General features: G+C 60.8%; 18 protein-coding genes and 1 riboswitch. Of the genes, 5 read left to right on the top strand and 13 right to left on the bottom strand.

Translation table 11 applies throughout. The annotated features are described in order from the left end of the window. Nucleotides 1-15: 15 nt before the first annotated feature. The 6 genes from NOX35_RS11180 to NOX35_RS11155 form a co-directional block, all read right to left on the bottom strand. Entirely contained in the window at nt 16-360 is a 345-nt protein-coding gene (locus NOX35_RS11180) for a DUF3325 domain-containing protein (protein WP_256496638.1), read from the bottom strand. After that, entirely contained in the window at nt 357-2042 is a 1686-nt protein-coding gene (locus NOX35_RS11175) for a PepSY domain-containing protein (RefSeq protein WP_256496637.1), read from the bottom strand. The genes NOX35_RS11180 and NOX35_RS11175 overlap by 4 nt, the downstream gene beginning before the upstream one ends. A gap of 2 nt (nt 2043-2044) precedes the next feature. Next, nucleotides 2045-2335 (bottom strand): DUF3649 domain-containing protein, encoded by a 291-nt coding sequence (locus NOX35_RS11170; protein WP_256496636.1) that lies wholly within the window; start codon nt 2333-2335, stop codon nt 2045-2047. A gap of 284 nt (nt 2336-2619) precedes the next feature. After that, nucleotides 2620-5061 carry a TonB-dependent siderophore receptor gene (locus tag NOX35_RS11165; protein WP_182286719.1) on the bottom strand — a complete coding sequence of 814 codons (2442 nt, stop codon included), beginning with the start codon at nt 5059-5061 and terminating at the stop codon, nt 2620-2622. Nucleotides 5062-5168: 107 nt separating this feature from the next. After that, a complete protein-coding gene (locus NOX35_RS11160; RefSeq protein WP_256496635.1) occupies nt 5169-6122 on the bottom strand; it encodes a FecR domain-containing protein in 954 nt (317 codons plus the stop codon). Between the two features lie 5 nt (nt 6123-6127). Continuing rightward, nucleotides 6128-6634, bottom strand: a complete 507-nt coding sequence (locus NOX35_RS11155; protein ID WP_256496634.1) for a sigma-70 family RNA polymerase sigma factor — start codon at nt 6632-6634, stop codon at nt 6128-6130. 394 nt (nt 6635-7028) lie between these two features. On the opposite strand from NOX35_RS11155, the gene NOX35_RS11150 reads away from it, so the two are divergent. Beyond that, the gene (locus NOX35_RS11150; RefSeq protein ID WP_256496633.1) at nt 7029-8858 is read left to right on the top strand and encodes a sensor domain-containing diguanylate cyclase; all 1830 of its coding nucleotides are present in this window, start codon (nt 7029-7031) and stop codon (nt 8856-8858) included. Nucleotides 8859-8980: 122 nt separating this feature from the next. On the opposite strand, the gene NOX35_RS11145 is transcribed toward NOX35_RS11150, so the two are convergent. Beyond that, complete coding sequence (locus tag NOX35_RS11145) at nt 8981-9220, bottom strand: DUF3820 family protein (RefSeq protein ID WP_182286715.1); 240 nt, start codon at nt 9218-9220, stop codon at nt 8981-8983. 167 nt (nt 9221-9387) lie between these two features. On the opposite strand from NOX35_RS11145, the gene NOX35_RS11140 reads away from it, so the two are divergent. Continuing rightward, nucleotides 9388-10173, top strand: a complete 786-nt coding sequence (locus tag NOX35_RS11140; protein ID WP_182286714.1) for a MetQ/NlpA family ABC transporter substrate-binding protein — start codon at nt 9388-9390, stop codon at nt 10171-10173. 241 nt (nt 10174-10414) lie between these two features. On the opposite strand, the gene NOX35_RS11135 is transcribed toward NOX35_RS11140, so the two are convergent. From NOX35_RS11135 to NOX35_RS11120, 4 genes are all read right to left on the bottom strand, one after another. Next, nucleotides 10415-12049: a SpoVR family protein gene (locus NOX35_RS11135; protein ID WP_003062951.1), complete on the bottom strand. Its 1635-nt coding sequence runs from the start codon at nt 12047-12049 to the stop codon at nt 10415-10417. Beyond that, entirely contained in the window at nt 12046-13314 is a 1269-nt protein-coding gene (locus NOX35_RS11130; protein WP_256496632.1) for a YeaH/YhbH family protein, read from the bottom strand. The genes NOX35_RS11135 and NOX35_RS11130 overlap by 4 nt, the downstream gene beginning before the upstream one ends. A gap of 71 nt (nt 13315-13385) precedes the next feature. Further along, on the bottom strand, nt 13386-15308 hold the full coding sequence (locus NOX35_RS11125; RefSeq protein ID WP_182286712.1) for a PrkA family serine protein kinase: 1923 nt from the start codon (nt 15306-15308) through the stop codon (nt 13386-13388). A 464-nt stretch (nt 15309-15772) separates the two neighbouring features. Then, a complete protein-coding gene (locus NOX35_RS11120; protein WP_256496631.1) occupies nt 15773-16672 on the bottom strand; it encodes an EamA family transporter in 900 nt (299 codons plus the stop codon). Nucleotides 16673-16760: 88 nt separating this feature from the next. Between NOX35_RS11120 and NOX35_RS11115 the strand changes: the two genes are divergently transcribed. Beyond that, nucleotides 16761-17237 carry an Lrp/AsnC family transcriptional regulator gene (locus NOX35_RS11115; protein ID WP_043004189.1) on the top strand — a complete coding sequence of 159 codons (477 nt, stop codon included), beginning with the start codon at nt 16761-16763 and terminating at the stop codon, nt 17235-17237. Between the two features lie 162 nt (nt 17238-17399). Beyond that, nucleotides 17400-17708 (top strand): hypothetical protein, encoded by a 309-nt coding sequence (locus NOX35_RS11110; RefSeq protein ID WP_182286710.1) that lies wholly within the window; start codon nt 17400-17402, stop codon nt 17706-17708. Nucleotides 17709-17767: 59 nt separating this feature from the next. On the opposite strand, the gene NOX35_RS11105 is transcribed toward NOX35_RS11110, so the two are convergent. Further along, nucleotides 17768-18418 carry a LysE/ArgO family amino acid transporter gene (locus NOX35_RS11105; protein ID WP_182286709.1) on the bottom strand — a complete coding sequence of 217 codons (651 nt, stop codon included), beginning with the start codon at nt 18416-18418 and terminating at the stop codon, nt 17768-17770. Between the two features lie 91 nt (nt 18419-18509). Here NOX35_RS11105 and NOX35_RS11100 point away from each other — a divergent pair, with 91 nt between their 5' ends. After that, nucleotides 18510-19430 carry an HTH-type transcriptional regulator ArgP gene (locus tag NOX35_RS11100; protein ID WP_182286708.1) on the top strand — a complete coding sequence of 307 codons (921 nt, stop codon included), beginning with the start codon at nt 18510-18512 and terminating at the stop codon, nt 19428-19430. Nucleotides 19431-19774: 344 nt separating this feature from the next. On the opposite strand, the gene NOX35_RS11095 is transcribed toward NOX35_RS11100, so the two are convergent. Next, complete coding sequence (locus tag NOX35_RS11095) at nt 19775-20269, bottom strand: DUF2721 domain-containing protein (protein ID WP_003062966.1); 495 nt, start codon at nt 20267-20269, stop codon at nt 19775-19777. Nucleotides 20270-20597: 328 nt separating this feature from the next. Then, nucleotides 20598-20842, top strand: a riboswitch (cobalamin riboswitch). Nucleotides 20843-21030: the final 188 nt, after the last annotated feature.

Raw genomic sequence — 21030 nt, 5'->3', positions numbered from 1 at the left:
CTCCGCCAGATCCCGTCACACGCTAAAGACCCAAGCCAGAGCCACCACTGAAAAAATGCAACCAGCGGCAGCGGCCCCACGGGCGGCGGCGCTGATCAGGGCAACGGCGAGCAGCGCTCCTATCGACAGCCAGCCCAGCCAGGCCACGAATCCCACGGAGAAGCCCCAGGCGCGCAGACAGGGCATGACGGCAACCGCCAGCAGCAATACTCCCGCACAGCGCAACAGCCGCGATCGAGCCCGAGAAATCTCCATGTCTCCCGTGAGCTGTTCATGATGGCGCTCCATGGCAAAAGCCAGCGCCACCATGCCCGCAAGGGCCAGTGCAAAAGCCAGCACCGATGCTTGCAAGGCATTCATGCTCCCACCTCCATCTTGACGGCAGAAACACGCCGCGCTGCATCGGCGCCGCGGCGCCTCTGGCAAGCCCAGGCCCAGGCGGCAAGCAATCCCAGCGCCATGGAACACAGCTCCACACCCGCGCTCTCCCAGTCACCGCGAGAAACCTGGGCCGGCAGACTGTCACCGACCGTAATCCAGTTCAGCAACGGCAGCAGCAGGCACAAAGCGGCCAGCAGGCCCAGCTGCTCCCGCCATGCCGCTGCGGGCGCACGCACCAGAGCATGCAGCAGCGCCAGACTCCAGAGCCAGAAGAACACCGCCAGCTCCCAATTCGCTCTGTGGGACAGCCCGACGGGAACCAGGCGGTTGGCCCACAGATAGCCGATGCAGCCCAGACTCAGACCGGCGATGGCCGCCACATTGAGTCCTTCGACGAGCCGGTACACGCGCGCCGTGGCGCTGCCGAACTCGCCAGCCTGCCTGCCCAGATGCCTGCCACGACGCTTGACCACGAACAGAATGGCCCCGGTTGCCATCATGGCGCTGCCTGCCAGCCCGCACAGGAAATACAGCCACTTGAGCGGCTGTCCACCGAACTCCACCTGATGCAAACTGCCCATCACCGTCTTGGTCATGGAGGCGCCAGCACCGTCCACATCGCCAGGCTGGCGCAGCTTCAGCACTTCTGCGGTTGCCGCCGAGAACATCACCATGCCGGTCGTGGGGCTCAGGCGCTGCTGCATTTCCTCGTCGCTGTTCCAGCCATAGACACCGATGCGTGCCGCAGCGTCACCGGGGTTGTCCACGACCACGGCCCGTACAGGCTGGCCCATCAGTTCCTGGCCGAGCCGGGCAAACGGCTCCAGATCCGGAACAGCCATGGCCCGGCCCGAACGCTCAGGCCTGTCCGACTCGTTGAGTGCCACCACATAGGAGCGCAGCCCCTGGCTACCCGTACCGAAGTAGGCCGCAATGCCGGCCGGCATCAAGGTCGAACCGGAGATGGCAATCCCCGTGTAGGCAATCATGATCTGGAACGGCAGCGTCAGCACGGCCACCGCATTGTGGGCATCCAGCCAGCTGCGCTGACCTTTGTGAGCACGAAAGGTGAAGAAGTCCTTGAAGATACGCCGGTGCGTGATGATGCCGCTGAGCAGCGCCACCAGCATGGCCACGCCGGCAAAGCCGACCACCCAGAGTCCCGCCTGCCCCGCATGCAGCCGATAGTGAAAATCCACGAAATGGTGGCCGCCCTGGGTGGCGCGCACAACGCCATGAGCTGGGTCCTTGCCCAGCGGCTGGCCGGTAGCGGAATCCAGCTGGGCCGAGGCGTACTGGTGCTTTTCATCGAACCAGTACACACGCAGGTCGCCGGCTCCCTGGGCATCCGAGGGCCACAGCTCCCACATCTCGGCCCCCGGATGGTGTTTTTCCATATAGGCCAAGCCCCATGCCAGCCGCTGCGCGAGGTCGCCCCCTTGCTTGCCGGCGACTGCCGCCTGCGCATGTTCGGCCTCCTTGGCATGGTGCTCGGGCGTCATCCAGTGCGAAATAGGCTCCGCAAAGACTGCCAGCGCGCCCGTCAGGAACACCGCGAACAGCAGCCAGGAAAACCAAAGACCGCACCAAGTATGCAACCAGGCCTGGGCCTGGCGAAAGCCGCCCTGCCCAGCGCCAGAGGTTTTTTTCTGCTCGTCCATGCTCAGCCTCCCCCTGCCAGCCACGCCGATGCCGCTACCATGACGACAGCCGGCAGCAGCAGGCCCAGCCAGACGCGGCCGGGCGACACCGGCGAGAAGGCCCAGATCACGGCCAGCACGTGCAGCGCAAAACTCCACAGCATGCCAGTGAGCACGGCCTCGGCACGCGATGCAGGCAAGACTGTGGCAAGGAATACGGCCAGGGCACTGGCCAGCAGGTAGCCGCCCAGGACGGCGGCCAGCAGTCGGGATAGGACGCTGCTGCCCGCGAAGCTTGGAAAGAAGGGGGTCATGACATAAGGAGAGAGATGGATGTCCCGGACAACCCGGGGCGAAGCAGGCCGCAGGGCCTGTCTCTATGTATGACAAACGAAAAAGCAAAAAGGGTCATCCGCCCCGCCCCGTGGCACAGGCCGGTTCCAGCGGCAGGGCCTGCGGCGGCGCAGGCTTGACACCGCCAGCCCGCACGGAGCCTTGGCTGAACCATGGCAGCGGCAGCAGAGATCGCCAGCCTGGAGCGCCGCTGCTCTCAGGCCGACTGCACCGGGAGCCCCCAGGGCTGGAGCACTGTCTGCACTCAGAAGTCGTAGCGCATACCCACGTTCACGCTGCGCGGCGCACCCCAGGTGTAGTACAGGCCACCCAGGCTGCTGACGCCGGCAAAGTATTTCTTGTCCAGCAGATTGTTCACATTCAGGCTCAGCGACAGATGCTTGTCGACTTGGTAGCGGGCCATCAGATCCAGCACTGCATAGGACTGCTGCGCCAGAGTGTTGCGGCTGTCGCTGGTCGAGGTCTTGCTTTGCCAGCGAGTGGCCGCGCCCAGCGTCAGGCCGCGCAGTGATCCACCCTCGAAGCGGTAGGTGCTGCCGAGCTTGAGCTGGTATTTGGGATACTGGCTGGAGCTGGTCAGCGAGCTGTTTTGCTGCACCAGGCTGCCCTGTACCTGCCAGCCGCGCGCCAGCTCACCCGACAGTTCCAGCTCCCAGCCGCGCCGCGTGGCACCGCTGACGGCACGGTAGGCCATGTCGCCGCCAGGGGTGAAACCGCCTGTCTCCTCGGCCGAGTTATCGGTCTTCATCCAGAAGTGAGCGATGCTGGCGTTGAGCCGCTTGTCGAAGAACTCGCCCTTGGCCCCGACCTCATAGGTCTTGCCTTGCTCGGGATCTAGGGTACGCCCCTGCTCGTCCTGGGCGCTTTGCGGCTTGAAGATGGTCGCGTAGCTGCCGTACAGCGAGACCTGGGGATGCACTTCATAGACCAGGCCCGCATAGGGCGTGGTGACGGTTTCGCGCATATCGTAATTCCACCAGGTTGGCGTCACATCATGCTGACGGTACTGCGTCACGCGCATGCCCGCAATCAGCTGCAGCGGATCTGCGAGACGGAAGCGCCCTGCAGCATAGGCATAGCGCTGGCGCTGATTGAAGACATGCCGGTCGTAGTTCCAGTTGCCGAAGTCGGGCTGGGCCAGCGCACCGCCGCCCTGGGCATAGCTCAGGCCCAGATTGGCCAGCGGGACATTCTTCGAGCTGCCGTAGAGCAGGCCGCTGTGGTAGCGCGACATGCCCACGCCGGCCAGCAACTCGTGTGTGCGGCCCAGCAGGGTGAAAGGACCTTTGACATCGAGGTTGACCGACCAGTTGCGGTTTTCCACGTCCTGCCATGGCAGATAGGCAGCGGTTGTGCTGTTCCAGAGGTAGCCCAGCATCATGTCGTCCATCTTCACGCTCTGATGGAAGAACTTCAGACTTGCCGTCCAGTCATGGGCCAGACGCTGCTCCACGCTGCCGAACAGCTCGGTGCTTTCCTGTTCATAGCCCGACCAGGGTGCACCGTTGTTGAACGAACGCGGCATCAGCCCCACTTCGGCACCCGCTGCGGTGTAGCGCTGTATGGGTCGGGTCGTGCCGAAGCCGCGTGCCTCGCGCTGGCGCAGCGTGATGCCCAGGTTCAGCAGGGTATCGGGGGTGAGGTCGGCCTCCAGCGTGCCGAACAGCATCTTGCTGTTGCTCTTTTCGTTGTCGCGAAAGCTGCCCGCATCCGTCATGGAGGCCACCACACGACCACGCAGCGTCCCCGCCTCGTTGAGCGAGCCGCCTATATCGGCCTGCGCTCGATAGGTATCCCAGCTGCCGGCATTGGCGCGCACGCTGGCCTGGAACTCGCGTGTGGGACGCTTGCGGATCAGGTTGACTGTGGCGCCATAGCCGCCCTTGCCGACAACCAGTCCCGACGAGCCTTTGAGAACCTCGACGCGGTCCATTTCCGCCATATCGTCCAGCGCATACATGGTGCTGGTGACAAAGTACCAGCCATTGCTGAGCTGGGACATGCCGTCGACCTGGAGATTCACCTCCGAGCCGCGGGCCTGAAAGTCCGTCGCGTTGTTCTGTCGATAGACGCCTATGCCGGGCGTCTGCTCCAGCACATCGGCCAGCGTCTCCAGCTTGAAGTCATCCATCCGCTGGCGTGTCATCACGCTTACCGACTGGGGCGTCTCGCGCAGTGTCAAGCCCAGACCCGTGGCCGTGCGGCTGGGACCGGTCTGGGTGTAACTGCCCGTGCCTTCCGTGGTGCCGCTGCGCTCGGCCTGAGCCGTGACGCGCACTTCGGACAGGACGCTGCCCTCCTCACTCGAGACGGGCGCCACGGTCTGCCTTTGCAGGGTGTAGCTGCCGCCGGGACGCGACACCAGCTCCAGCCCACTGCCAGCCAGCAGGCGCTGCAGTGCCTCGCGCGGCGTATAGCTGCCGGAAAGCACCGGGCTTTGCCGACCTTGTGTGAGCGCAGGATCGAACGACAGCGCCATGCCGGCCGTAGCTGCCACCTCGGACAACACCCGGCCCAGCGGCCCTGCCTCTATCCGGTAAGCCTGAGCCTGCCCGGCTGCGGGCGGCTCGGCAGCCTGCACGGTGGTCGCCGCCAGCGCCCAGCCCAGCAAGGCAAGCTGCGCGGCGCGCGCAACGGGGCTGAATACAGGATTCGATAAGGAACGGGAGGCCATGGAAGCAGGCATGAAAGACAGTCCTTTGGAAGCAAAAATGAGTGGTTCACCTTGCTTGCCAAACAACTTTCAAGAAAGTCTCACCTTCGTGCATTTTTTAAGGTGCCTTGCTTGTGAACTCAGCTGGCCGCCACCGTGACCCAGTAACCCTGCCAACGCCGATGCACCGTCACGGCATAGGTTTCGGCCAGCATGGCCAAGGCCCGGTCGGTATCGGCCAAGGGATACGCGCCCGACACCTTGATGGACACAGCCTCCGGGGTACAGTGCAGCAGGCCGGGCCGGTAACGCGACAACTGAGTGCAGACTTCTGCCATGGGCATGGCGTCCGCCACCAGCATGCCGTGCGCCCAGGCCAGTTGCTGCGGTCGTACCGTCTGCAGCTCCCCTGTGCCCAGCGCAGTCAACCTCGCCCAGCTGCCCGCGGGCACCACCAGCGCGGGCCGGGAGGCTCCGAGTAATGTGACTTCGACCGCACCCTCGGTTACGGCCAGATCCACGAATTTGCCCTCGCTGTTTTGCTGCACCGAAAAGCGTGTGCCCAGCGCCCTCAGGCGCCCTACGGCCGTCGCCACCAGCAACGGCCGATCCACGCCACTGGGATCGGCAGCAGTTTCCAGCAGGATGGAGCCCCGGTGCAGATGTATCAGGCGCTGATGAGCATCAAACCGGATATCGACGGCCGTTCCTGTATCCAGCAGCAAACGACTGCCATCGGCCAATGTCACGCGGCGCTGCTCGCCCGTGACAGTACGCAGATCAGCGGCCCACCCCTGCTGCTGTGCCACACGCCAGCTCATCCAGCCACCAGGCACGGCGGCCAGCAAAACCGCCAGCCTGGCCACAGCGGCCCGTCGGCTGCGCCGCTGCGATCGGCCCAGCGCCGGCATGGCCAGCGCCGGCGGCAACCCGCCCAGCTTGTCCATCAGCCGCTCGGCCCGCATCCAGGCGCCTTCATGGGCGGGACTGGCCTGGCGCCAGCGCTCCAAGGCGATGCGTTCGGCAGCCGTCAGGCCTTCATCGTTCAGACGGACCAGCCAGTCCGCAGCTTCGTCCAGCAAACGTGCATCCATTGCAGTCATTCCATCAGCGCCAGACACTGCCTGAAAGCCTGGGCCATGTAACGCTTGACGCTGGTCAGCGACACGCCCAGCTGCAAGGCGATATCTCCGTACTTCATGTCCTCCAGCTGTGAAAGCAAAAAAGTGCGTCGTACCAGCGGCGGCAAGGCATCAAGCATGGCATCTATCTCATGCAGGGCCTCCAGCACCAGGGCCCGGTGCTCAGGCGACGGCGCTTCAGGTTCGGGCAACAGGGCCAGAGCCTCCAGATAGGCACGCTCCAGCGCCTGCCGCCGACACCAGTTGACCAGTACCCCTTTGGCCACTGTGGTCAGATAAGCGCGCGGCGACTCTATGCGCGGCGGCTCACGCACGCCCAGGATTCGGACAAAAGTGTCTTGCGTCAGATCTGCTGCATCAAAGGCATTGCCCACCTTTCGGCGCAACCAGCCTTGCAACCAACCGTGATGATCTGTGTAGAGCGCGGCGACTTCACGATGGGAGGCTGTTTCGACAACGGACATGGTGCAATGGGGGTAAATCTCAAACAGACCTTAAATGATATCAATTCTCATTTCAGGTTTCTCAATGCCTTCACTATTTCCGCATATGCTTCGGCTCCATCTTCTGCCGACCGCATCGCCTTGTGCCCGCGACAAGCATGGTGGAAGGTCCCGGCCCTGCACAATCACTCACCAGGAATACATCGATGGCTGGAACTCCACTACTGACCATTCACGCACGCGGCACACCCTCTCTGGCACCTGCTCGCATCAACCTCCCGGCACCTGTTGGATGATTGCAAGACCATTGCGCTGTTGAGCTCTGCGACGCTTTACTCGGCAGCTGATTGATGCAAATGTCGGGAACCGAGCTGTTTCCTATCCAGGTTGGTATTCAAGAACCTCAAGAATCAAGATGACTAGCTTTCGCTCTCACAAGCTTTTGCATCGCATCGTGCTCGGCAACCTGCTGGTAGCGGCCTTGCTGTGCTTTGCCACGTGGCTTGGCGTTCATGCCAATTACCGCGCGGACATGGACCTGGGAGTAGCCGTAACCAGGCACCAGGCACGCAGCCTGAGCTTGGAGATGGCTGCCGAGGTGCGACAGGTAGACAACGCTCTGTCATCGATTGCCAGTCGTTACCGCACGCGCAGCCTTGACGGCCTTTCCGCTGCCAACTTTGCCTTGTACGAAATGCTTCAGGAGCAGCGTGCCCTGATTCCTTTTGTCACCGCCCTGCGCATCACAGACAGTGCTGGCGAGGTACTCATCACTCCCAGCGAAATTGATGTGCCGTTTTCAGTGGCAGAGCGCGCCTATTTCGCTCAAGCCCGCGAAACGGACCGAATGGTGGTGTCCCAGCCTTTGATCAGCCACTCCTTCGGAAAATGGTCTATCGTGCTGGCAAGACGTCTTCAGGCCGAGGGCGGCCAGTTCCAGGGCATCGTCTATGCCATAGTCGCGGCCGAACATTTTCACCAGCTATTCCAGCGCCAGTCGTTCGGCACCAGCAGCGCCATGGCATTGCGCACCGATCAGGCACTGCTGGTCGCACGCTATCCAGCTGCAAGCCAGGATGCCGACGCGGGTATCGGCAAGGCCGCTGTCTCGTCTGAATATCACCAGGCCATCAGCCGCAACAGCGAGGAAGGCTGGTACATCACACCGACCCTGATCGATGGCGTGGAGCGCATCACGGCCTACCATCGGCTGCCCGGATATCCTCTGACGGTGTTTACCGGGCTGGGTACGGAGGCCTATATGGCCATGTGGCGCGCCTCCGCCTGGCGTGCATGGGGTCTAGCCGGCTTGTGCATTGCCCTGATTGCTTTGGGTTCGGTCGCCCTGTACCGACTGCAGCAGCGTGAACGCCGCATTCGCAAAGAGCAGGAGCTGGTCATCAACAATGACCTGATCGGCATGGCTCGCCTGCGCGAGCGCAAGATCATCTGGACCAACCCCGCCATGCGTCGTCTGCTCAAGCAGCCAGCAGCTGCACTGCAAGGCGCATCCACGCGCATGCTTTACCCTGACGAAGCCTCCTACAGGCGTATCGGCGAAAAAGCCTATGCCTCCTTGCTGGCTCGGGGCAAATTTCACGCGCAGTTCCAGGTGCAGAATGCCGAGGGCAAGCTTTTGTGGGTGGATGCATCCGGCACACTGCTGAATGCCGAAGAGTCGCTATGGATTCTGGTGGACATCGACGCCCTCAAGCGAGGTGAACAAGCCGCCAACCACCTTGCCAACCACGACGCTCTGACGGGTCTGGCGAACCGCCGAGCACTTGAGGAAACGCTGAACCAGGAACTGGCCGACGGCCAGATGCTTGCCGTGTGCTTCATGGACCTGGATGGTTTCAAACAGGTCAACGACACCCAGGGTCACGACGCAGGCGACGAGGTTTTACGTGTGGTGGCTGCCCGCCTGACGGCCCAGGCTCGTGCCGGCGACTGCGTTGCCCGCCTGGGCGGCGATGAGTTCGTGGTACTGCTATCCGGCTTGCGAACTTCCGGTGAGGCCATGTCTGTCATGAAGCGCTGCATGGAGGCCGTGCGCCAGCCCATTGCGCTGGATGGTGGAGTGATGGTGCAAGTCGGCAGCAGCATCGGTATTTCCATCAGCACCGCAGGTAGTTCCTCGGCCAACCTGATGCAGAGTGCGGACGAGGCCATGTACTCAGCCAAACATGCAGGCAAGGGACGCATTGTTCAGCATTCGGGCCTCTCGCAAGAATCCGAGGCTTGAGGCCGCCCCTGTGACCAGCTGCATCCGTACATGTCCAGAACCGAGGATTGACAACGCCTTCGGGGCCAAAGCAGGGTATTTCAGCCGCCTGGCGCCATCACTGCAGAGGCCCTCTCTGCGGCCTATTCCTGTGCTCTTGGCGGCAGCCCTGCAGCCTTGCGAATGGGCTCCAGCAAGCCACTGAGTCCGTTGTGATCAAGCTCCTGCATCAAAGCCAGCAACTGACCGATCTCTCCTTTGGGAAAGCCCTCGCGGGCAAACCAGTTGAGGTAGTTACCGGGCAGATCGGCAATCAAACGGCCCTTGTACTTGCCATAAGGCATAGGCACGCGCACCAGGCGCTCCAGCATTTCGGCATTCATGACAGTCAATCGGAATGAAATTTTGTATAAAAAACGACGCTCTTATAACCAAATAAGAAAAATGTCCTGCAGACGTTGATGCACGGCACTAGACTATGCACCTTAGTTCACTGCGGTCCAGATGAGGCCCGGAATTTATTGCAACTTGCTGAAAAAGGTCAGAACCAATGTTGAAGAAAGCTCTCTCTGCTATCGCTATTGCCACTCTGGCGCTGTCGGTCCAGGCTGCTGACGTGCTCAAGGTGGGCGCCACGGCCGTTCCTCACGCCGAAATCCTCAATCACATCAAGCCCGCGCTGAAGGCTCAGGGTATCGATCTGGAAATCAAGGAGTTCAGCGACTACGTGCAGCCCAATGCAGCGGTGGAAGACAAGCAGCTGGATGCCAACTTCTTCCAGCACCAGCCCTATCTGGACAGCTACAACAAGGACCGCAAGACCTCGCTGGTGGCCGTACCCAACGGCAAGGTTCATGTGGAGCCCTTCGGCGCCTACTCCAGCAAGATCAAGAACATCAAGGATCTGAAGAATGGCGCTACCGTGGCCATTCCCAACGACCCCTCCAATGGCGGCCGTGCACTGATTCTGCTGGCCAAGCATGGCCTGATCGAGCTCAAGGACCCCAAGAGCCTGACACCCACTGCTCTGGACGTCGTCAAGAACCCCAAGAAGCTGAAGTTCAAGGAACTGGAAGCGCCTTTGCTGCCCCGCGCCCTGGCTGATGTCGACCTGGCTCTGATCAACACCAACTACGCAATCGAAGCCAAGCTCAACCCCACCAAGGATGCCCTGTTCATCGAAGGTGCCGACTCGCCCTACACCAATATCGTGGTGGCCCGCAAGGATCGCGCCAACGGTGCCGACATTGCCAAGCTGATGAGCGCTCTGCACTCTGCAGACACCAAGAAATTCATCCAGGAAAAGTACAAGGGCGCTGTGGTTCCTGCGTTCTGATTCGCCAAGCCTTTCGAAGCGCTGGCGCAGCCTTCCTAGACAGGGGATGGCGGTCGTGCTGCGAAGGGTGCGGCGGGTACAGACACCTGCTGTGGCCCCGGGCCGGACAGAACCGGCCATCGGCCACACTTGACGTCCTGCCCCAGAAAAAGCGCTGCAGTAGCAGCGCTTTTTGCTTTTAATTTGATTGCATATAGCGCTTTACATGCAATGACTTAAAGCAATTACCACCTGAGATTTCTCAATGCGAGGGTGCAGGCACCGAGTGCAGCAAAACCGGTGTCTCGCCATCTCCGTTGACGCTTTCCAGATGCACGCCGAACCCCCACAGGCGAGCCACATGCTTGAGTACCTCCTGTGCATCTTCTGCCAGCGGCCTGCCCTGGTACTGGGTATGCCGCAGAGTAAGACTGCGGTCGCCACGCAGATTCACACTCCAGGCCTGGATATTGGGCTCGCGCGTCCCCAGGTCGTATTGCTGAGACAGCAACTGGCGCAGCGTGCGGTAGCCATCTTCGTCGTGAATGGCACTGACCAGAACATCACGTTCCTCAGGGTCATCATGCAGAGAGAACAAACGCATGTCGCGTATCAGGTGCGGGCTCAGGAACTGGCCGACAAAGCTCTCGTCCTTGTAATTGCGCATGGCGTGGTGCAGAGCCGGCAGCCATGGCGTACCGGCCATGTCGGGAAACCAGCGGCGATCTTCCTCCGTCGGCTTTTCGCAGATCCGCCGAATATCACGGTACATGGCAAAGCCCAGCGCATAAGGATTGATGCCGCTGAAGGCCCGGTGGCCGGCGGGCGGCTGGTAGATCACATTGGTATGCGATGAAAGCCACTCCAGCATCACGCCATCGGTCAGCCAGCCCTCATCATAAAGAGTGTTGAGCAATGTGTAATGCCAGAAGGTGGCCCAGCCCTCATTCATCACCTGAGTCTGGCGCTGCGGATAGAAATACTGGGCGATCTTGCGCACGATGCGCACGATCTCCCGTTGCCAGGGCTCGAGCAAGGGAGCGTTCTTCTCGATGAAATAGAGGATGTTCTCTTCGGGCTCTCGGGGAAAACGCTCGCTGCCTTGCGTCGTGCTGTCCTTGTCCTTGTCCCTTCGGGCAGGAAGCGTGCGCCACAGCACATTGACCTGTTGCTGCACATAGGCTTCACGCGCCTCTCTCTCGGCGCGCTCGCGCGACAGGCTTTTGTGCGAGGGACGGCAATAGCGGTCTACACCAAAATTCGACAACGCATGGCAGGAATCCAGCAACTGCTCCACGGTGTCGAAGCCGTAGCGTTCCTCGCATTGCGCCACATAGTCGCGCGCATAGACGAGATAGTCGATGATGCTGCCCGCGTCGGACCACATGCGAAACAGATAATTGTTCTTGAAAAAGCTGTTGTGCCCATAGGCCGCGTGAGCAATCACCAGGGCCTGCATGGCCGTGCTGTTCTCCTCCATCAGATAGCTGATGCAAGGATTGGCATTGATGACGATCTCATAGGCCAGTCCCATGTGACCTCGTCGGTAGCGGCGCTCCGTGGCCAGAAACTCCTTGCCATAGCTCCAGTGCCGGTAGTTGACCGGCATGCCCACGCTGGAATAGGCATCCATCATCTGTTCGGCAGTGATGATCTCCAGCTGATTCGGATAGGTATCCAGGCCGTAGCGTTCAGCCGTGGCCGCAATCGCCGCGTGATACTGCTCGATCAGCTCGAAAGTCCAGTCGCTGGGGTCGGGCAAGGGAGACGCCGGTCGCTGGGATGCCATCAAAGGTGCCTGCGGCACATCGCGAAAGCGAGGCTCGCCCTGGGCATGCGAATTTCCGGCCTTTCTGCTGGCGCTGAGATCCAGCACGGGATAGAGATTGAGGTTCATATCGATACCCCATCCTTCTTGAAGAGATCGCGGAACACCGGGTAGATCTCGCTGGCTGCCGATACCTTGCGCATGGCGAAATGGGGGAACAGCGGCAGCAGGCGGCTGTACTCTTCCCAGAGACTCTGCTCCTCGAGCACCACTTGCAGGTAGGCGTAGTAGCGCACCAGCGGCAATATTCTCTCGGCCAGAAGGCTGTGGCATTTGCCGCCGTCGTCACTGAAGTTGTCGCCATCGCTGGCCTGGGCGACATAGATATTCCAGTCATTGACCGGGTAGCGGGCCCTGATGATCTGTTCGAGCAGGACCAGCGCGCTGCTGACTACCGTGCCGCCGCTTTCCGTGGAGTGAAAGAACTCGTCTTCGCTGACTTCTGCGGCCTGTGTGTGGTGGCGGATGAAAACAATCTCGATCTTGTCGTAATGCCTGGTGAGAAACAGATACAGCAGGATGAAAAAGCGCTTGGCCAGCTCCTTGCGCTCCTGGTCCATGGAGCCGGACACGTCCATCACACAGAACATCACGGCCTGGCTGCTGGGCACGGGCACCTTGCTGCGATTGCGAAAGCGCAGATCCAGCTGTTCCAGGAAAGGCACTGCGCCGATACGCTCACGCAAGGTATCGATACGGCGCTGCAACTCGGCTACTGCCTCACTGGTGCCGTCATCCTGCGCCAGCAGAGTTTCAAGCTGTTCTTCCAGTACCTTGAGCTCACGGTGCGAAGCTTTGGTCAGCGCAATGCGCCGCCCCAGGGCACCGCGCATGGTGCGCACCAGCGCCAGATTGCTGGGCGTGCCGTCATGGCTGTAGCCGGCGCGCCTTGTCTTGTATTGCAAGGTGTTGCCGATGTGGTTGCGCAGCAGGCGCGGCAGGGCCAGATCTTCAAAGAAAAGCTCCATGAACTCTTCCTTGGTCAAGGTGAAAGTGAAGTCGTCCTGCCCCTCACCGCTATCGCTGGCCTGCGATCCCGAGCCGCCACCTCCACCAGGCGGCCGGGCAATGCGATCACCACGCACATGCTCGCGATTGCCGGGCAGCACCATATCGCGGATACCACCCTGCCCATGCCTGAAGACCGGCTCCTGAATGTCTTTTTTCGGAATGGTGATGCTTTCCGCCTGATCGATGTGGCGGATGTCGCGCGCAGACACGGCTTTGCGCACCGCCTCAGCGATCTGCTCTTTGAAACGCCGCACAAACCGCTCGCGGTTGCCCACCGATTTATTCTTGCCTGCGAGCCTGCGGTCGATGATATGCAGTGCCATCTGTGCTCCCATCTCAAGGGGCTGTCCTCAACCGTCCTGCCGGTGGCCGCGCCGGGCCACCGACACCACTGTCAGCTGCTCTTGCGCACGCGCAGATACCACTCGCAAAGCAGACGCACTTGCTTGGGCGTATAGCCCTTGGCTTCCATGCGAGTGACGAAGTCCTCATGCTTGCGCGCATCTTCGGCACTGGCCTTGGCGTTGAAGCTGATGACCGGCAGCAACTCCTCGGTGTTGGAGAACATCTTCTTCTCGATCACCACGCGCAGCTTCTCGTAACTGGTCCAGCTGGGGTTCTTGCCCTGGTTGTTGGCCCTGGCCCGCAGCACAAAGTTGACGATCTCGTTGCGGAAGTCCTTGGGATTCGCAATGCCGGCCGGCTTTTCCACCTTCTCCAGCTCGGCATTGAGCGCATTGCGATCGAACACCTCGCCGGTATCGGTATCGCGGTATTCGCTGTCCTGAATCCAGTAATCGGCGTAGGTGACGTAGCGGTCAAAGATATTCTGGCCGTACTCGCTATAGCTCTCCAGATAGGCAGTCTGGATTTCCTTGCCGATGAACTCGGCATAGCGCTGGGACAGATATTCCTTGATGAAACCTATGTACTTGGTCTCCAGCTCGGCCGGGAACTGCTCGCGCTCGATCTGCCGCTCCAGCACATACATCAGGTGCACGGGGTTGGCCGCCACTTCGGTGCTGTCGTAATTGAAGACCTTGGCCAGTATCTTGAAGGCAAAGCGGGTGGAGATGCCCTCCATGCCCTCGTCCACGCCCGCGTAGTCGCGGTATTCCTGATAGCTCTTGGCGCGCGGATCAGTGTCCTTGAGGCTTTCGCCGTCATAGACCTGCATCTTGCTGAAGATGCTGGAGTTCTCTGGCTCCTTGAGGCGCGTGAGCACCGAGAACTGAGCCATCATCTTGAGCGTGCCGGGCGCGCAGATGGCGTTGGCCAGCGAAGACTCCCGGATCAGCTTCTCGTAGATGCGAACCTCCTCGCTCACGCGCAGGCAGTAAGGCACCTTGACAATGTAGATACGATCGAGAAACGCCTCGTTGTTGCGGTTGTTGCGGAAGGCCTTCCATTCGCTTTCATTGCTGTGTGCCAGCACCACACCGTCAAACGGAATCGCGCCAAAGCCTTCCGTGCCCTTGTAATTGCCTTCCTGCGTGGCCGTCAGCAAGGGGTGCAGCACCTTGATCGGAGCCTTGAACATTTCCACAAACTCCAGCAGACCCTGATTGGCCAGGCACAGGCCGCCCGAGTAGCTGTAGGCGTCGGTGTCGTCCTGCGAAAAGTTTTCCAGCTTGCGGATGTCCACCTTGCCCACCAGGCTGGAAATATCCTGGTTGTTCTCATCGCCGGGCTCGGTCTTGGCAATGCCTATCTGCTTGAGAATGCTGGGGTAGCGCTTGACCACTCGGAACTGGCGAATGTCTCCGCCGAACTCCTCCAGCCGCTTCACTGCCCAGGGCGAGAGTACATGCTGCAGACTGCGACGCGGAATGCCGAACTCATCTTCCAGCACCGGACCGTCTTCCACGGGGTCGAACAAACCCAGTGGCGATTCGTTCACCGGCGATCCCTTGAGCGCGTAGAACGGGGCTTTCTGCATCAGGTATTTGAGGCGCTCTGCAATCGAGCTTTTACCGCCGCCAACAGGCCCCAGCAGATAGAGAATCTGCTTGCGTTCCTCAAGACCCTGGGCCGCATGGCGGAAGAAGCTCACCACCTGCTCGATGGAATCTTCCATACCGTAGAACTCGGAGAACGCGGGGTAGCGGCGGATGACCTTGTTGGCAAACAGACGCGACAGCACGGGATCGTTGCGGGTATCCACCATTTCGGGTTCACCGATGACGGACAGCATGCGCTGTGAGGCTCCGGCATAAGCCATGGGATCACGCTGGCAAAGGCTAAGGTACTCGTCCAGCGACATTTCTTCTTCACGCAGACGAACGTAGCGTGCTGCAGAATTGCTGATGACATCCATATGACCTCCCGTGGCGGCACCAGGGCTCGAATCAGTGCCGCAAAGTTGCTAGGCATTCGTTACCGTGTGCATCCGTTGTAGCACCTCGCTCCTAATTTGAATAGACCGAGATTCCTACAAATACGCAGTAGCCACGACAGCCAAAACCGCAAACCGGATAGCGTAAAAATCGGTCAAAAAATATGACTCGAAATGAGCATAGAAGCCTGCTCTCGTTGAAGCAACAAAGCCCCCTATCTATCTGCCATCATTCAAGATTTCGACGACTCGAAAAACTGATCGGAACATCGATTTACAGGCAGTCGAGGTGGCAATAAAAAACGCTGAACAAGCAGCGTTTAGAACCATTGCAGCTACAGAAAAAAGAGCTTGCTGCTTAAATTTCAAGGGTTATTCACTAGAAATATTTCAGCAAAGTATTGATGAGCAAGCGCTAACAGCATCTCTTTTCATAGCATGGGTATTCATCCGGAAGTAGCTGCAGAAGCATCCACTGCGGGTGATTTGGCGCCTGGCCGCGTCACGGCACTACCCATGGCTGCAGCCATGATGCAGGCAATGGCGGTCCACTGCGTGGCCGTCAGGTTCTCGCTGAGCAGCAGCATGCCCATCAGTGCTGCAATGGCTGGCTCGGTTGCCAGCGCGATGCCGAAGGTGGCAGGCGGCAGGCGGCGCAGAGCCAGCATTTCCAGTGAGTAAGGCAAGGCGCTGGAGATGGCCGCCACCATCAGCCCGAACAGCAGGATCGACGGCGTCAGCAGTTTGAGCCCGGCCTCGGCCACACCAAACGGCACCACCACCAACGCCGCGCACAGCAAGCCCAGGGAGACGGCCTGGCCGCTGGGGATATGGCCCAGTCTGCGTCCCAGCACGATGTAGGAGGCCCAGCAGATGGCGGCCCCGAGCGCGCAGGCAATGCCCACCGGCGACAGGTTAAGGCCCGAAGCATTGCCGCCCAGAGGAAGAATCAGTGCCAGGCCGACAACCGCCAGCGCCAGCCAGACAAAGTCCAGTGCGCGGCGTGAGTAGTAGATGGCCACGGCCAGCGGCCCGGAAAACTCGATGGCCACGGCCAGGCCAAACGGAATATCGCGCAGCGCCATGTAGAACATCAGATTCATGCCGCCCAGCGCCATGCCGAAAACCAGCAGAGCCTGTGCCTGCTGACGGTTGAGCGACCAGCGCCAGGGCCGCCAGACGCACACCAGAATCAGCGCTGCAAAGCCCACTCGCAGTGCCGATGTGCCCTGGGCACCGATCAGGGGAAAAAGCTGCTTGGCCAGCGAAGTCCCCAGCCCGAGTGCAGTGACCGATCCCAACACGGCCAACACGGGCCACCAATGATTCCAGCTGTTCTTTGACATAGGTGAGTACGATATTGCATGTCACCCGCGAAATTTGCTCGTTTTCAGCATTGAATCTGCAAGTTTCGCTCTCAACCCATCCCACACCATGCCTGCTGCCGACCTGGACTCCTTTGACCACGCGATTCTTGCCCTGCTCCAGCGTGACAACCTCATGCCACAGCGCCTGATTGCGGAGCACATCAACCTCTCGGCCCCTGCCGTGCAGCGGCGCATCAAGCGATTGCAGGAAACAGGGGTGATTGCCGCCAACGTGGCCGTGCTGGAGCCCGTCAAGGTGGGCCGTACGCTGACCGCGATCATTACCGTGCAGCTGGTCAACGACAGGCCGGACCTGTCGCGCGGCTTCAGGGCCAGGATCGCCGACGAAGCGGCGGTGCAGCAATGCTTTTATGTGACGGGCGAAACCGACTACATCCTGGTCGTCACGGCAACCGACATGGATGATTACCAGGCCATCTGCAAACGCCTGTTCGAAGGTGACGAGAACATTCGCCGCTACAGCACCTCGATCGCGCTGGAGCGCATCAAGACAGGGCTGCAGCTGCCGCTGTCCGCGCCATAAGGCAGTTCGGCAGTGCGACCCGATTTGATGCAGAACGAGGGCTGCCATCTGCCATCTGCCATGGCGACTGGCACTGGCGCCACTGGAAACAAAATGCAACAATTGCGTCATAAACCGGCTCAGATTCTGCGCACAACAAGAGTCCACTCTTGAGGAGACACGATGAACGCTTCTTCCGCCACCTCGCCCGATATGGCCACGCTGGTTGCCGATCGCACCCTGAACAAATATGCCAAGGACTACTTCCCCCGGCGCGAGCAGGTGACGATTGCCTTTCGTGGCGACATTGCCGAGAAGCACAACTACGACAAGATCCGCCCGATCTCAGAAGCCCGGCGTCATGGCAAGCATATTGTGGTGATCGAGGGCCAGAGCCAGAAAACCGGAGCCACAGGCCACTACCGCATCGAATGCAATAGCTGGAACCTCATCGAAGCCGTGGGTCTGTGGGAGCAGGCTGCAGAGGCTTGAAAAGCCAAGACGAGTGTGGGAAAGAGTCTGCAATGCATGGTGCAGGCACAGCTTGAGACTCAAACCTCCATTCCCAAAGCGCTGCTCGCCACCCACCAGGCCAGACCCAGCATCATCACACCGGTGATGCCATCCATGACGCGCCAGGCACCGGGGTTGGCAAACAGGTGCTTGAGACGGCGCCCCGCCATCGCCAGCAGCACAAACCAGAGGCAGCTGGCCGAGGCCGCCCCCATCACATAGGACCAGCGGCCTGCGCCCTCCTGCTGGGCGCCAATCGAGCCCATCAGCAACACCGTATCCAGGTACACATGGGGATTGAGCAAGGTGATGGCCGCCAGCGCTGCCAGCACGCTCGTCATCCCGCGCGGCGCCGCCCTGCGCCCGCCAATCTCCATGGCCGCATCCGGGGCCAGCCACATGCGCCGCAAGGCGAAAAGGCCATAGGCCAGCAGGAATGCGGCTCCGCCCAGCGTCAGATACTGAGCCAATGCCGGATAGCTGGTCAGCATCTGCGCCATGCCGGCCACCCCCAACGCAACCAGCAGCCCGTCGCTGAGCACACACAGAGCCACGCAGGCCTTCACATGCTCGCCCTGTACTGCCTGGCGCAGCACATACAGGTTCTGGGCGCCGATGGAAACAATGAGCGAAGCGCACACCGTAAAGCCTGCAATCCAGGCGGAATAAAAATTAGTTGTCATGTCCATGAGCCGCTGACTCCTCCAAACCGGCCCGGATTCTTGCTCTGCGCATCAATTAAGTAAAATTACATTTACTCAATCCAATGAAGAAACTCTAATGCTCGACTATGCAGGACTGGAAGCACTTGCCGCCGTATTGCGCGAGGGGAGCTTCGAGCGTGCGGCGCGCAAGCTGCATGTCACACCCTCCGCCATCTCCCAGCGCATCAAGCTGCTCGAGGAACGCGTGGGACAGGTGCTGGTGCTGCGCGGCACGCCCTGCACCGGTACGGAGGCCGGCCGACGCCTGTGCCTGCATGTGGAGCAGGTAGCGCTGCTGGAAAACGATTTGCGCCGCAAGAACCCCGAGCTGATCCCGGAAGGACAGACCGCCCTGCCCACGCTAAAGCTGGCGGTCAATGCCGACTCCCTGTCAACCTGGTTCATGGATGCCATGGCGGCCTTCACGCAGGACGGCAACGAACTGCTGGACATCAGCATTGACGACCAGGACCACACGGCCAAACGCATCAAGGAAGGCGAAGTCATGGCCGCCGTCACGGCCACGGGCTCTGCGATTGCTGGCTGCAACACCTGGCCCCTGGGCCGCATGCGCTATATCGCCGTGGCCAGCCCGGAGTTTGTGCAGCGTCACCTGGCCCAAGCCGAGTCAGACCGGGAGCGGGCCCAGATGCTGGCCAAGGCGCCAATGATGTACTACGGCCGCAAGGACAGCCTCCAGGACCAATGGCTGCACGGCCTGGGGCTGGACGGACGGCGCAACAATGCGCGTCACTTTCTGCCCTCCAACCAGGGCTACACCCGTGCCGTGGAACTGGGCATGGGCTGGGGCATGCACCCGGCCCAGCTGATTACCTCACAACTGGCCAGTGGCGATCTGATGCAACTGCTTCCGGGCAGAGACCTCCACATCCCCATGTACTGGGCCCATACCCGCAATGCCCAGGCCAGCCTTCAACGCCTGACCGACTGCATCATCCATGCCGCAGCTGCCTGGCTGGAACCCATGCAGGACTAGCTCAGTCTGCAGCAGGCTTTTCAGGCCGTAATAGAACACCCATGCGGACGCCAGATACAGCAAGGGATAAAGCGCAAGACAAGGGGCCAGGTGCAGATAGGCCGGCCACCGGTCGGCCGCGAAAAAGCTTGCATACACCAAGGCCGCAAGCAATGCCCCGCTGCCTGCCAGCAGGCCGACATAGGCCAGCAAGGTGGCCAGACGCAAGCCCGGCCTGCCGCGCTCGACCAACCGTAGCCGGCCCGAGCGCAGCTGCACGGGAATCTGATAGAGGCGAGAGAGTGCCATCAGCAAGACGATGGGTACCAGGATCAGAGGCAGGAAAAACATGTCTCGCAGCGCAATCAGGGGCGATGCTCGGACTCCACATGGCGCACGGCCGCCCTGGCCTGGGTGAGCATATGAAAGTCCAGAATGCGTGTTGCCATGATGGTCTCCCAAAGAAAGCAGCACAGCGCCAGCACAAAGGCCAGCACCCCCAGCAGGAAGCTGAAAACGGCATAGCCGTGGCCGCTGACGCCGTAGGCCTGACCCACGAACAGCAGCACGATGGTCAGCCCTATGCACATGCCGCACAGCGTCAGCAGCGCGATGGAGACATTGGCCAGCCGCCCGCGCTCGCGCAGAAAATGCAGCTCCTTGAGGTGGCGCGCGATCAGATCGTGATCGTCCAGGGTGCGCAGGCTTTCCTCCAGCTTGCGGGCGCGGTCAATGATGCGGGCCAGCCGCCCCGCAACGGAGCCAATCATGCCGGCCACGGCAGTCAGAAAAAAAACCGGCGCAACAGCGAGCTGAATGCTGTGGGTGACGGTCTGTGCGTCGATGGACCAGATGCTCATGGTGTCCTCAAAATCAGGGGCTGTCTCAGCCTCTATTTTTATGCACAAATGTCAGCTCAGTTTTGACTGCGACCACTCAAAAAACAGCCGCCACCGACATTTCAGGCCACTACAGCCTGTTTGGAGATCGGATATCGATCGCAGACAGTGTCGACACAGGGCATGAACTTCGTGCCTTCCAGCACCGGCGTCGCGCTGAACGCGACGGCTGCCCCCGTCTCTGCGCCTCGCCGCCTCAAAGGAGTCGCCCATATCTCCCAGACGATGTCTGGATGCGCTGCTATATAATTTTTCGCTGAAACAAGTCTCGGCACTGCGGTGCTGCAGGCTTTTTCTCCATGCGACAGGTGCCCGGTGCTTCATCGGGTTAAACGGGAACAAGGTTCAAAGCCTTGGCTGCCCCCGCAACGGTAAGCAGATCAAACCACTTCATGGCTTTTGCGCTTGCACAAGCCCGTCACTGGCGTTCTACGTGGCCTCTTCGACGAGGCGCGCGACAACGCCGGGAAGGCGAAGTGACATGCCTCGCGCAATCTGCCAGCCCGGATACCGGCCTGTTGAGCGCTGACCGCCCGGGCCCAGTTCCGGCAGTCGGCATGTGCAACGAGCGTCTGCGGGGAGCAGCGTGACGGCAACAGGCTGCGAGGCCCGCCCTCCGCCCGATCTCGTCACCAGCATGCAGACCGTCTGCCTTGGCTGATGACAATGAGACACCTTGCACAGGCTTGCGCCTTGCGCCTTGGACCTGCTGGCACCATGCC

Source organism: Comamonas sp. C11 (genome assembly GCF_024496285.1).
Classification (GTDB): Bacteria; Pseudomonadota; Gammaproteobacteria; order Burkholderiales; family Burkholderiaceae_C; genus Comamonas; species Comamonas testosteroni_F.
The sequence above is the reverse complement of the archived record's forward strand: the minus strand, read 5'-3'. Positions and strand labels throughout refer to the sequence as shown.